Genomic DNA, 12,555 nt, shown 5'->3' with positions numbered 1-12,555 from the left:
CCCGTACAGGTGCGGACCCACCGGCCCCGTACGGACGGCGAAGAGGCCGTCACATGCCCTGGACGCCCAGCACCGCCACCCAGCCGTCACATGCCCTGACCGCCCACCACCGCCACCCAGCCGTCACATGCCGTGGACCGCCGGAACCGTCCCGAGGCGGCCGGCCTGGAAGTCCTCGAAGGCCTGCTTCAGCTCGGCCTGACTGTTCATCACGAACGGTCCGTAGTGCGCCATCGGCTCGCGTATCGGGCGGCCGCCGAGGAGGACGATCTCCAGGTCCGGGGTGTTGCCGTCCTGCTTCTCGTCCGCGCGGACGGTCAGCGAACCGCCGCTGCCGAACACCGCGGTCTGCCCGAGGCGGATCGGGCGGCGCTCCTGGCCGACCGTGCCGCGCCCGGCCATGACGTACGCGAGGCCGTTGAAGTCCTCGCGCCAGGGCAGCGTCACCTCGGCGCCGGGCCGGACGGTGGCGTGGATCATCGTGATCGGGGTGTGGGTGATGCCCGGCCCCTCGTGTCCGTCGAGCTCACCGGCGATGACCCGCAGCAGCGCGCCGCCGTCCGGGGAGGCCAGGAGCTGCACCTCGCCGCCGCGGATGTCCTGGTAGCGCGGGTTCATCATCTTGTCGGCCTTGGGGAGGTTCACCCAGAGCTGGAGGCCGTGGAAGAGCCCGCCGGACATGACGAGCGACTCCGGCGGCGCCTCGATGTGCAGCAGCCCCGACCCGGCGGTCATCCACTGGGTGTCGCCGTTCTCGATGGTGCCGCCGCCACCGTTGGAGTCCTGGTGGATGAAGGTCCCGTCGATCAGGTACGTGACGGTCTCGAAGCCGCGGTGCGGGTGCCAGGGGGTGCCCTTCGGCTCGCCCGCGGCGTACTCCACCTCACCCATCTGGTCCATCATGATGAACGGGTCGAGGTGCTGGTAGTTGATCCCCGCGAAGGCGCGGCGGACGGGGAAGCCCTCGCCCTCGAATCCGCTCGGCGCCGTGGTGACGGCGAGCACGGGGCGGGCCACGGCGTCACCCGAAGCGGCCACCTTGGGCAGGGTCAGCGGGTTGTCGACGGTCACTGCGGGCATGGGAGCCACCTCCGGGCGAGTCTTCTGCGACGAATTTAGTTGAATGATGAACATCCTGCAAGGCGCGCACCATTCCCGCCGCACCCTCGCGGCACTCCCGGCAGCACGAAGGGCCCGCGCCACTCTTGGCGCGAGCCCTCGCCCGAACGATGAATCCGCAGGTCAGCGACCCACGGTGAGGCTGGACACCTACCCGTACATACGACGCATCGCGAAGTCGACCATCTGCTCGACCGCCTTGGCGTCGAAGACCATCCGGTGGTCGCCCTCCATGTCCAGGACGAAGCCGTACCCCGTGGGCAGCAGGTCGATCACCTCGGCGCCGGTGATCACGAAGTATTTGGACTCCTTGCCCGCGTAGAGCCGCAGCTCCTTGAGCGTGGTGAACATCGGGATCACGGGCTGCTGCGTGTTGTGCAGCGCCAGGAAGCCGGGGTTGTCGCCGCGCGGGCAGTAGACCTTCGACGTGGCGAAGATCTGCTGGAAGTCCTCGGCGGAGAGGGAGCCGGTGGTGAAGGCCCGTACCGCGTCGGCCAGGGAGGGCGGGGAGGGCTCGGGATACAGCGGCTGCTCGCCGTAGCCGCCGCCCATCTGGCCCATCTGACCCATCTGCTGCTGAGCACCAGGGTTCTGGTCGTAGCCGTACATGCTGCAAAGAGTAATCGGACACATCTACGGCTTGAGGGGTTGCGCCTTATTACTGGCGGGTAGCATCATCGTAGAGGTCAGCTGATACACCCACGCCGGCCTGTCGCCCGACCCGCATCACTCCCCGGGGCGCTGCGCGCCACTGCTATTGATTACGGAGCCTTCCCATGGGGCACTACAAGTCGAATCTCCGCGACATCGAGTTCAACCTCTTCGAGGTCCTCGGGCGCGACAAGCTGTACGGCACCGGTCCGTTCGCGGAGATGGACGTCGACACCGCGAAGAGCATCCTGGAAGAGATCGCCCGCCTCGCGGAGACCGAGCTCGCCGACTCCTTCGCCGACGCCGACCGCAACCCGCCGGTCTTCGACCCGGAGACCAACACCGCGCCGGTCCCGGAGAGCTTCAAGAAGTCGTACCAGTCCTTCATGGACTCCGAGTACTGGCGCCTGGGCCTGCCCGAGGAGATCGGCGGCACCACCTCGCCCCGCTCCCTGATCTGGGGCTACGCGGAGCTGCTGCTCGGGGCGAACCCGGCCGTGTGGATGTACTCCTCCGGCCCCGCCTTCGCGGGCATCCTCTTCGAGGAGGGCACCGAGGAGCAGAAGAAGGTCGCGGAGATCGCCGTCGAGAAGCAGTGGGGCTCGACGATGGTGCTGACCGAGCCGGACGCCGGCTCCGACGTCGGCGCCGGGCGGACGAAGGCCGTGCGGCAGGAGGACGGCTCCTGGCACATCGAGGGTGTGAAGCGCTTCATCACCTCGGGCGAGCACGACATGTCCGAGAACATCCTCCACTACGTCCTGGCGCGCCCCGAGGGCGCCGGCCCCGGCACCAAGGGCCTCTCGCTCTTCCTGGTCCCGAAGCACCACTTCGACTGGACCACCGGCGAGCTGGGCGAGCGCAACGGCGTGTACGCGACGAACGTCGAGCACAAGATGGGCCTCAAGGCCTCCAACACCTGCGAGATGACCTTCGGCGACCGCCACCCCGCCAAGGGCTGGCTGATCGGCGACAAGCACGACGGCATCCGCCAGATGTTCCGCATCATCGAGTTCGCCCGCATGATGGTCGGCACGAAGGCCATCGCCACCCTCTCCACGGGCTATCTGAACGCGCTGGAGTACGCCAAGGAGCGCGTCCAGGGCACGGACCTGTCGCAGTTCATGGACAAGACGGCGCCCAAGGTCACCATCACGCACCACCCCGACGTGCGCCGCTCGCTCATGACGCAGAAGGCGTACGCCGAGGGCATGCGCTCCCTCGTGCTGTACACGGCCACCGTCCAGGACGCGATCCAGGAGAAGGAGGCCGCGGGCGAGGACGCCAAGGCGCTCAACGGCCTCAACGACCTGCTGCTGCCGATCGTGAAGGGGTACGGCTCCGAGAAGTCCTACGAGCAGCTGGCGCAGTCGCTCCAGACGTTCGGCGGCTCGGGCTACCTCCAGGAGTACCCGGTCGAGCAGTACATCCGGGACGCCAAGATCGACACCCTCTACGAGGGCACCACGGCGATCCAGGGCCAGGACTTCTTCTTCCGGAAGATCGTCCGCGACCAGGGTGTCTCGCTCAACACGCTCTCCGAGGAGATCAAGAAGTTCCTCGCGGGCGCCCAGGGCAACGAGGAGCTGGCCCCCGCGCTGGACTCGCTCGCCAAGGCGGCCGTGGACCTGGAGGCGATCGTCGGCACGATGATCACCGACCTCACCGCCACCGGCGAGGACGTCAAGAACATCTACAAGGTGGGCCTCAACACGACCCGCCTGCTGATGGCCTCCGGCGACGTCGTCGTCGGCTACCTGCTCCTCAAGGGCGCGGCCGTGGCGGCCGAGAAGCTGCCGACCGCCTCCGCCAAGGACGTCGCCTTCTACCAGGGCAAGATCGCCGCCGCGAAGTTCTTCGCCGCGAACATCCTGCCGGGCGTCTCGGCCGAGCGCGCGCTCGCCGAGAACGTCGACAACTCCCTGATGGAGCTGGACGAGGCCGCGTTCTAGGTCTCGCCCGACCGCTGCGTACGTCAACCAGTGCCGCCACCCGGAATTCGTTCGGGTGGCGGCACTGTCGTATCAGCTGGGTACGCTGAGTGAATGGCCCAGGATCCCATCCATGGGAGGAACCATGACCGCCGAGGCACAGTCCGAAGCGTCGCAGGGGCGGCGCTCCAACCCCGGGTGGCCGGTCCCGCCACCGGACGGCTACACCGTGGACGATTTGTTCACGCTTGACGACCTCCCGCCGCACACAGAGCTGATCGACGGGAGCCTGGTTTTCGTGAGTCCGCAGCGGAAGTTCCACACGCTGGCCATGTACTTGCTGGAGCAAGGGCTGCGGCAGCATGTCCCGAGGGGCCTCCGCGTGCGTCGCGAGATGGCCGTCGTGCTCAGCAAGCGCAACGCCCCGGAGCCCGACCTGCTCGTCGTGACTGCCGCCGCCGACGGCGACCAGCGCACCACCCGCTACCAGGCCGCCGACGTCCTCCTCGCCGTGGAGGTCGTCTCACCCGACTCCGAGGACCGCGACCGGGACACCAAGCCCCACAAATACGCGGCGGCGGGCATCAAGCACTTCTGGCTCGTCGAGATGACCGGCGAGAGGGACCGCCCCATGGTCATCACCTACGAACTGGACCCGGTCAACAAGACGTACGTCTCCACCGGCGTCCACCACGACCGCCTCAAGCTCTCCGCCCCGTACGACATCGACATCGACCTGACCGCGATCGACGAGTTGTAGAGGTCTCCGGCGCCACCTCGGCGGTCACCGGATTCCGGACTCGGGCCCCTCGATACAGTGACGACCATGAGTTCTCGCCACCGGTTCGACCGTGCGCACACCGATGATCTGATGTCCTTCCTGGCGGCGAGCCCGTCCCCGTACCACGCCGTGGCCAACGCGGCCGCCCGGCTGGAGGTGGCCGGATTCCGTCAGGTCGAGGAGACCGCCGCCTGGGACGGGAGCGCCGGCGGGAAGTACGTGCTGCGTGGCGGAGCGATCATCGCCTGGTACGTCCCGGAGGGCGCGACCGCACACACCCCGTTCCGGATCGTCGGCGCCCACACCGACTCCCCGAACCTGCGGGTCAAGCCGCTGCCCGACACCGAGTCCCACGGCTGGCGCCAGATCGCCGTCGAGGTCTACGGCGGCACCCTGCTGAACACCTGGCTCGACCGGGACCTGGGGCTCGCCGGCCGGATCTCGCTGCGGGACGGCACCGACCGGCTGGTCAACATCGACCGGGCGCTGCTGCGGGTGCCCCAGCTGGCCGTGCACCTGGACCGGTCGGCCAACGACGGCCTCAAGCTCGACCGGCAGCGCCACATGCAGCCGATCTGGGGGCTCGGGGAGGTGGCGGAGGGCGACCTGATCCGCTTCGTCGCCGAGGAGGCGGGCGTCGACGCCGAGGACGTCACCGGCTGGGACCTCATGCCGCACCCCGTCGAAGCGCCGTCCTACCTGGGCCGGGACCGCGAGCTGGTCGCCGGGCCACGGATGGACAACCTCCTCTCCGTGCACGCCGCGACCGCCGCCCTGGCCGCCGTCGCCGGACAGCCGGACGATGAGCTTCCGTACATCCCCGTACTGGCCGCCTTCGACCACGAGGAGAACGGCTCGCAGTCCGACACCGGGGCCGACGGGCCGCTCCTGGGCACGGTCCTGGAGCGCTCGGTCTTCGCCCGGGGCGGTACGTACGAGGACCGCGCCCGCGCCTTCGCCGGCACGGTCTGCCTCTCCTCCGACACCGGCCACGCCGTCCACCCCAACTACGCCGAGCGGCACGACCCCACGCACCACCCGGTCGCCAACGGCGGGCCGATCCTGAAGGTCAACGTCAACATGCGGTACGCCACCGACGGCAGCGGCCGCGCGGTGTTCGCCGCCGCCTGCGAGAAGGCGGGCGTGCCGTGGCAGACCTTCGTCTCCAACAACTCGATGCCCTGCGGCACGACGATCGGGCCCATCACCGCCGCCCGGCACGGCATCCGGACCGTGGACATCGGGGTCGCGATCCTCTCCATGCACAGCGCACGGGAACTGTGCGGCGCGGACGACCCGTATCTGCTGGCCAACGCGCTCACGGCGTTCCTGACGGACTGACACACGCCCGCTCACCCCGCCCAACTCCCCTCCCGCACATGGTTGTTTCCGGGCCGGGTACCCGACCCCTACATCGGTCCGGATTCGCCGGATCGTCGAGGAGGCGGAATTCATGGGACTCGGAGGATGCATTCTCCTGATCGGTGGTGGCGCGATCCTGGCGTTCGCCACCGACTGGAAGGTGGACACCGTCAATGTCGACCTGGTCGGCTGGATCATGATGCTCGTCGGCCTCATCGGGGTCTTCGTCTACATGAGCATCGCGCGCCGTCGCCGCATGATCATGCCGCCCACCACCACGGTCGTCCAGGACGACGAGCAGCGCTACCGGTGACCCCCGGCCCCGGCCCGGCGGCCGGGGCGGCGGCTCAGGGCGTGAAACGGCCGACAACCGGCGCCGACCAGGCATGACCGGGCGTCGGCCCTGGTGCGGCCCCGATATTCTGGGAGGGATCCCGCGCGCCCGTCCGCGGGCGTATCCCGCCCGGAAGGGGAGCCGCTCGTGGAGTTCCGGCTGCTCGGCACGGTCTCTGTCGACACGCTCACCGGGCCGGTGCCGCTCGGGCCCGCGAAACGGCGCAGCCTGCTCGCCGCGCTCCTGCTGTCCGCCAACTCCCCGGTCTCCGTCGGCAGGCTGACGGACTGCCTGTGGGACGACGAACCGCCGCTGCACGCCCGGAGCGTCATCCAGGGGCACGTCTCCCGGCTCCGCGCCCTCCTGATGTGCGGGGACGCGGAGGCGTACGGGGTCGAACTGGTCACCCTCGACGACGCGTACGTCCTGCGGACGCCGGAAACCCTGCTGGATTCCCAGCGGTTCGAGGAGCTGCTGATGCTGGCGCGGGAGCAGCGCTCCCCCGCCGACACGGTCCTGATGCTCAAGGAGGCGCTGTCCCTGTGGCAGGGCCCGGCGCTCAGCGGTGCCCTCGTCGGTCCGCCGCTGAGGGCGGCCGCGCACTCGCTGGAGGAGTCGCGGCTGGCGACGGTCGAGCACCTGGCCCGCGCCCATGGCGCGCTGGGCGAACACCACCGGGCGGCGGCCCTGCTGGCGGCGGAGGCGGCGACGCACCCGCTGCGGGAATCGCTGGCGGCGGCGCTGATGCTGGCGCTGTACCGGGCGGGACGCCAGTCGGAGGCCCTGGACCGCTTCCACCGCACACGGCGGCTGCTCGCGGACGAACTGGGCGTCGACCCGGGGCCCGCACTCGCCGACGCGTACGCGCTGATCCTGCGCGGGGAGCCGGGGGACGTGGACGCGGTCCCCGCACCCGAGGCGGACGACGGCCCGGAGCCCGGGGGCGACCCCCCGGCCGGCAGCGCCCCCAGGAGCGCCCCCGCCGGCCTCGCGAACGCCCCCGCCGACCTCCTCCCCCGCGCCCCCCGCGGCTTCCACGGGCGCGGGCCCGAACTGGCCGCGCTCACCCGGGCGACGGCGGGCGAGGCTCCCGTCTGTCTGGTCACCGGACCGGCCGGGGTGGGCAAGACCGCGCTGGCCCTCCAGTGGGCGCACCGCAGCCCCGGGCTCTTCCCGGACGGGCGGCTCTTCGCCGATCTGCGCGGGTTCAGCGAGGCCGGGGCGGCCGCGCTCATCGACGTACTGCGGGAGTTCCTGCTCGCGCTCGGTGTCGCGCCGCGTCGCGTGCCGGAGTCCGTCCCGGCGGCGGCCGCGCTCTTCCGGTCGCTGACGGACCGGCGCCGGCTGCTGGTGATCCTCGACAACGCCCGCGACTCCGCCACCGTCAGGCAGCTGCTCCCGGGCGGCGGGGGTTGCGTCACGCTGGTCACCAGCCGCCACCGGCTGGAGGGGCTGATCGCCTCGGACGCCGCCCGGCCCGTACCGCTCGACACGCTCGAACCCCACGACGGTACGGCGCTGCTCGCCGGGGTGCTCGGCGAGGAGCGGGTCCACGCCGAACCGGCGGCGGCCCGCCGCCTCGCCGAGCTCTGCGGCGGGCTGCCGCTCGCGCTGCGCGTCACCGCCGCCCGGCTGGCCGGACGCCCGCGCTGGACGCTCGCCGCGCTCGCCGGTGAGCTGGCCGACGAGCGCTCCCGGCTGGCCTACCTCGACGTGGACGACACCGGGGTCGCGGCCGCCCTGCGGCTGACCGTCCAGCACCTGCCGCCCGACGCCGTCCACCAGTTCGGCCGGCTCGGCCACCATCCCGGCGGCCACTTCGACCCGTACACGGCCGCCGCGCTGGCGGGCACCGACCCGGTCACCGCCGCCGCCGCGCTGGAGCGGCTGGCCGCGGCCCACCTCGTCACCGAGAGCGCGCCCGGCCGCTGGGAGCTGCACGACCTGGTGCGCCTGTACGCCCGCGGGCTCGATCCGGCCGCCGGGCCCGAGGCCCTGGTCGGCGTGCTCGACCACTACATCGCCACCGCCCTGGTCGCCGCCGACACGGCGGAGCCCGGCGGCGAGGCCTGTTTCGTCCTGCCGGACGACTACCGGCAGCCCGCCGCCGTCCAGGACTTCACCGACCGTGCGGCGGCGATGCGCTGGCTGGCCGCCGAGCGCGACGAGCTGGCGCTGGCCGCCGTCGCCGCCCGGGACGCGGGGCTCGACGACCGGGCCTGGCGGATCATCCTGCTCCAGTGGCCGCAGGTGGTGTGGCGGGTCCGGGACAGCTGGGCCCCGCTGCTGGAGCTGGCGCTCGACTCCGCGCGCGCGGGCAAGGACGCGTACGCCGAATCGCGGGTGCTCACCCTGCTCGGCTGGGTGCTGACGGAGGAGGGCCGGACCGCCGAGGCCGCCGCCCTGCTGGAACGCTCACCCCTGATCGCCCGCCAGGCCGGCGACCCGCTGGGCGAGGCGACCGCGCTGATCAACCTGGCGGTCGTGCAGGCCGAACTGGGTGCGCTGGACACGGCACGGGAGGGATGCGTCCGGGCCGTCGAGCTGGCCCGTACGGAGGCGGACCGGCACATCGAGATGCTCGCCCTCCAGCACCTGGCGCGGATGCAGCTCACCGCGGGCCGCCCCGAGGACGCCCTCCTCTCCGCCCGGACGGCGCTCGACCTGGGCCCCGAGCACGAGGAGGCGGCCCGCCGGACGCTGCTGCTGGGCATCAGCGGCGAGGCCTGCCTCGCGCTCGGTGCGCGGGACGAGGGCATACGGCTGCTGGACCGGGCGGTGGAGGAGGCGGAGCGCGCCGGTTACGACGAGGGGGTCGTACGGGCTCTGGAGGCGCTGCTGCGCGTGACGGCGCGGGCGGACTACCGGCTACGGCACGAGCAGGCGGTGCGGCGGCTCGCCGACGAGAGCTGAGCGCCCCGCCCCGACGCCGGGCGGGGACGTCAGCCGGACGTCAGCGGCACGGCAGCGGGACGTGAGCGGGGACCGGCAGAGTCCTTCCTGTCAGCAACGCGGGGCTGCCGTCTTGACCAGGCGTTCGCCTCACCATCACTCCCGGGGGAGTCTCCGTGCGTACCTTCCGCAACCGCAGTACCGTCCTGGCCGCCACGACCACCGCCGTCCTGGCCCTCACCCTCACCGCCTGCGGTGACAGCGACACCGGCACCAAGTCCGCCGGTCCGGCGGCGAGCACCTCCGCGACGGTCGCCGCGGAGGCCGCCGGGGCCGAGAAGGCCTCCGGCGACGAGCAGGAGGCCGGCACCACGGGGTCCGCCGAGGCCGGCACCGAGCAGGTCGCCGGCACGGCCAAGGGCTCGGGCACGACGGGCGGATCCGGCGCCGCCGGAGGCACCGGCACGGGCACGGGCACCAAGGCCGCCGCCCTCTGCACCACCAAAAACGTCGCGATCACCGCCGAGCGGCAGGACGGCCCGCCCTACACGCACATCGTGCTGACCGCGAAGAACACCTCGTCGGCGTCCTGCCGGATGAGCGGCTTCCCGCAGATCCAGTTCCTCGAAAGCCACCGGGAGAACGTGCCCCCGGTCGCCAAGAGCAAGCCGGAAGCGCCCGTCGTGCTCACCCCCGGCGCCCCCGCCTACGCGCTGGTGCGGCTGTCGAACGGCGGGGTCAACGAGGACAACGAGGTGGTGACGGACTTCTCCGTGATGCTGGAGGGCTCCGACGGCCAGGCCGCCGTGGCGGCCCCGGGCGAGGGCGGCATCGCCGTCAACCCGGCGAAGTGGGCGACCGGCTACTGGACGTACGAGCTCCGCAACGGCGCCGACGACTTCTAGGCGGCGGGCGTCAGCCTGTCGGTCGTTGCAGGGAGTCGTACGGGGTCGTAGGGGCCGTGGCCGTAGAGGGCCGTAGGGGCCCGTACGCAGTCGTACGCGGTCGTACGCCGGTCGTACGGGAGGCCTCTGAACGCCGAGGCCTCCCGTACGACGACCCCTCAGCCCTGCTCGTCGTCCATCCCTGCCAGCACCAGCGGCAGCCGGGGCGTTCCCTCCGCCGTGACGCGGACGGGGACGCCCCAGTCCTGCTGGTGGACGTGGCAGGCCGGGTACTCGTTGGCCGGGTCGTCGTCGCAGGACGCGGCCATCGCGGAGACGTGCAGCACGCCCTCGGTGACCCCGTCCGCGAGGACCAGGTCCCGCCCGAGGTCCGTGCCCGCGCCGGAGCCTCCGGCCAGCAGCTCGGGCGGGGTGGCGGAGACCAGCAGCCGGGTGGAGGGCCCGTACCGGGTGTCCAGCTTCTGGCCCGCGGGCGCCTGGAAGACCACGTCGAGGCGGAGGGTGCCCGGTGCGATCTCGGTGGCGGCGCGCTGCGTGCGGTGCGCCTGCTCGGGGACGCGTACGGCCTCCTCGGGCAGCCGCAGGCGGGTGAGCCGGTGGCGGGCGGACTCCACGACCACCAGGTCGCCGTCGACCAGCACCGCGTCGCTGGGCTCGCGTACGTCGGTGGCCACCGTGGTGACCTCGTCGGATGCGGGGTCGTAGCGGCGCAGGGCGTGGTTGTAGGTGTCGCTGATCGCCACGGAACCGTCCGGCAGCGCGGTCACACCGATCGGGTGCTGGAGGAGCGCCTGGGCGGCCGGTCCGTCGCGGTGGCCGAAGTCGAAGAGGCCGGTGCCTACGGCGGTGTGCACGTGCTCGTCCCGGTCGACCCAGCGCAGGGCGGAGGTCTCGGAGTCGGCGACCCAGAGCCGCTCGCCGTCGGCGGAGACCGCGAGCCCGGACGGCTGGGCGAACCAGGCCTCGGCGGCCGGCCCGTCGACCAGGCCCTCGTTGGTGGTCCCGGCGGCGACGCGTACGGTCCCGTCCTCGGGGTCGTACGTCCACAGCTGGTGCACGCCCGCCATGGCGATCCACAGCCGGCCGCCGAACCAGGCCAGGTCCCACGGCGAGGAGAGGTCCACCTCGCGCGCCGGGCCGCTGGTCGGGGTCCCCTGCCACCACTGGCGGCCGGTGCCGGCGAGGGTGCTGGTCACCCCGGTCGCGAGGTCGAGGGCGCGGAGCGCGTGGTTGACGGTGTCCGCGACGGCGATACGGCCGTCCGGCAGCACGGCGAGCCCCTGCGGTTCGCTGAACCGGGCCTCCTCCGGGCCGCCGTCGTTCAGTCCGCGGTCGCCCGTGCCGAAGTGGCGCCGTACGGTTTCGCCGTCCGGGTCCAGCTCGACGAGGCGGTGCCGGGTGGTGTCGGAGACGAGGAAGCCCCCGTCGGGCAGGAGCAGCGCCTTGCCCGGGAAGCGCAGGTGCGTGGCGACGGGCTCGGGCGCCACGTAGGGGCCGTCGCCCCGGCGGAGCGTGCCCTTGGCTCCGTGCTCGGCCTCCAGCTCCTCGACCAGCTTCTCGATGGCGTGGGCGTGGCCCTCGCCCGCGTGCTGGGCGACGACATAGCCCTCGGGGTCGATGACGACGAGCGTCGGCCAGGCCCGTACGGCGTACTGCTTCCAGGTGGCCAGCTCGGGGTCGTCGAGCACCGGGTGGTGGACCTCGTACCGCTCGACGGCGTCGACGACGGCCTGGTGCTCGGCCTCGTGGACGAACTTCGGCGAGTGGACCCCGATGATCACCACCGTGTCGCGGTGTTTCTCCTCCAGCTCCCGCAGCTCATCCAGGACATGCAGGCAGTTCACACAGCAGAAGGTCCAGAAATCGAGGATGACGACGCGTCCTCGGAGTTCGGAGAGGGTGTACTGCCGGTCGCCTGTGTTGAGCCAGCCGCCCTTGCCGATGAGTTCGGGGGCGCGGACGCGTGCACGTGTTGCCATGCCACAAGTCAACACCGCCCCCGCCTGCGCGCATTCCGCCGAGGGCCGGGGGAACCTGAGGCGCATGAGACTTCTCGTACGTGAGCGCCTGTTCGCCATCGGTGACGACTACTGGATCGAGGACACCGAGGGCCGCAAGGTCTTCCTGGTCGACGGCAAGGCCATGCGGCTGCGCGACACCTTCGAGCTGAAGGACGCCGACGGCCGGATCCTGGTCGAGCTGCGCCAGAAGCTGATGAGCCTGCGCGACACCATGATCATCGAGCGCGGCGGCGACGAACTGGCCAAGGTCAAGCGCAAGCGGCTCTCGCTGCTCCGCAACCACTACCGGGTGACCCTGGTGGACGGTACGGAGCTGGACGTCAGCGGCAAGATCCTGGACCGCGAGTTCGCCATCGAGTACGACGGCGAGCTGCTGGCCCAGGTCTCGCGGCGCTGGCTGACGATCCGGGACACGTACGGCATCGACGTGGTCCGTGAGGACACCGACCTCGCACTGCTCATCGCCGTGGCGATGAGCGTGATCGTCCTGGCGGACAAGGAGAGGGAGGACTAGCGGGCAGGCCTGACGCCCGGTGGCTTCACCGTTTCACGTGAAACA

The 12,555-nt window shown here is 71.6% G+C and carries 10 protein-coding genes; 7 read left to right on the top strand and 3 right to left on the bottom strand.

The features are described from left to right. Positions 1–123: 123 nt before the first annotated feature. Together AB0917_RS05975 and AB0917_RS05970 are read right to left on the bottom strand one after the other, a co-directional pair. On the bottom strand, positions 124–1,080 hold the full coding sequence (locus AB0917_RS05975) for a pirin family protein (RefSeq protein ID WP_366818238.1): 957 nt from the start codon (positions 1,078–1,080) through the stop codon (positions 124–126). 189 nt (positions 1,081–1,269) lie between these two features. After that, on the bottom strand, positions 1,270–1,728 hold the full coding sequence (locus tag AB0917_RS05970) for an SseB family protein (protein WP_015609740.1): 459 nt from the start codon (positions 1,726–1,728) through the stop codon (positions 1,270–1,272). 167 nt (positions 1,729–1,895) lie between these two features. Between AB0917_RS05970 and AB0917_RS05965 the strand changes: the two genes are divergently transcribed. The 6 genes from AB0917_RS05965 to AB0917_RS05940 all read left to right on the top strand — a co-directional run bounded on the left by AB0917_RS05965 (position 1,896) and on the right by AB0917_RS05940 (position 9,975). Continuing rightward, positions 1,896–3,722 (top strand): acyl-CoA dehydrogenase, encoded by a 1,827-nt coding sequence (locus AB0917_RS05965; RefSeq protein ID WP_366818237.1) that lies wholly within the window; start codon positions 1,896–1,898, stop codon positions 3,720–3,722. Positions 3,723–3,834: 112 nt separating this feature from the next. Further along, on the top strand, positions 3,835–4,461 hold the full coding sequence (locus AB0917_RS05960) for a Uma2 family endonuclease (protein WP_366818236.1): 627 nt from the start codon (positions 3,835–3,837) through the stop codon (positions 4,459–4,461). Between the two features lie 66 nt (positions 4,462–4,527). Next, entirely contained in the window at positions 4,528–5,823 is a 1,296-nt protein-coding gene (locus AB0917_RS05955) for a M18 family aminopeptidase (RefSeq protein WP_366818235.1), read from the top strand. 112 nt (positions 5,824–5,935) lie between these two features. Beyond that, complete coding sequence (locus AB0917_RS05950; RefSeq protein WP_128845193.1) at positions 5,936–6,157, top strand: DUF6458 family protein; 222 nt, start codon at positions 5,936–5,938, stop codon at positions 6,155–6,157. Positions 6,158–6,325: 168 nt separating this feature from the next. Next, complete coding sequence (locus AB0917_RS05945; RefSeq protein WP_366818234.1) at positions 6,326–9,091, top strand: BTAD domain-containing putative transcriptional regulator; 2,766 nt, start codon at positions 6,326–6,328, stop codon at positions 9,089–9,091. Positions 9,092–9,246: 155 nt separating this feature from the next. Continuing rightward, positions 9,247–9,975, top strand: coding sequence for a DUF4232 domain-containing protein (locus tag AB0917_RS05940; RefSeq protein WP_366818233.1), 729 nt, complete (start codon positions 9,247–9,249; stop codon positions 9,973–9,975). A gap of 158 nt (positions 9,976–10,133) precedes the next feature. On the opposite strand, the gene AB0917_RS05935 is transcribed toward AB0917_RS05940, so the two are convergent. After that, a complete protein-coding gene (locus AB0917_RS05935; protein ID WP_366818232.1) occupies positions 10,134–11,954 on the bottom strand; it encodes a thioredoxin-like domain-containing protein in 1,821 nt (606 codons plus the stop codon). Between the two features lie 64 nt (positions 11,955–12,018). Between AB0917_RS05935 and AB0917_RS05930 the strand changes: the two genes are divergently transcribed. Then, positions 12,019–12,510: an LURP-one-related family protein gene (locus AB0917_RS05930; protein ID WP_366818231.1), complete on the top strand. Its 492-nt coding sequence runs from the start codon at positions 12,019–12,021 to the stop codon at positions 12,508–12,510. Positions 12,511–12,555 lie beyond the last annotated feature (45 nt).

The sequence above is a fragment of the Streptomyces sp. NPDC007346 genome, assembly GCF_040703535.1.
Taxonomy (GTDB): Bacteria; Actinomycetota; Actinomycetes; order Streptomycetales; family Streptomycetaceae; genus Streptomyces.
This window is presented reverse-complemented; position numbering and strand designations above follow the sequence as displayed.

Coding starts and splice junctions, on each gene's coding strand:
- AB0917_RS05955 (WP_366818235.1), top strand. CDS start 4,528: ATGAGTTCTCGCCACCGGTTCGACCGTGCGCACACCGATGATCTGATG.
- AB0917_RS05970 (WP_015609740.1), bottom strand. CDS start 1,728: ATGTACGGCTACGACCAGAACCCTGGTGCTCAGCAGCAGATGGGTCAG.
- AB0917_RS05960 (WP_366818236.1), top strand. CDS start 3,835: ATGGGAGGAACCATGACCGCCGAGGCACAGTCCGAAGCGTCGCAGGGG.
- AB0917_RS05950 (WP_128845193.1), top strand. CDS start 5,936: ATGGGACTCGGAGGATGCATTCTCCTGATCGGTGGTGGCGCGATCCTG.
- AB0917_RS05935 (WP_366818232.1), bottom strand. CDS start 11,954: ATGGCAACACGTGCACGCGTCCGCGCCCCCGAACTCATCGGCAAGGGC.
- AB0917_RS05975 (WP_366818238.1), bottom strand. CDS start 1,080: ATGCCCGCAGTGACCGTCGACAACCCGCTGACCCTGCCCAAGGTGGCC.
- AB0917_RS05930 (WP_366818231.1), top strand. CDS start 12,019: ATGAGACTTCTCGTACGTGAGCGCCTGTTCGCCATCGGTGACGACTAC.
- AB0917_RS05965 (WP_366818237.1), top strand. CDS start 1,896: ATGGGGCACTACAAGTCGAATCTCCGCGACATCGAGTTCAACCTCTTC.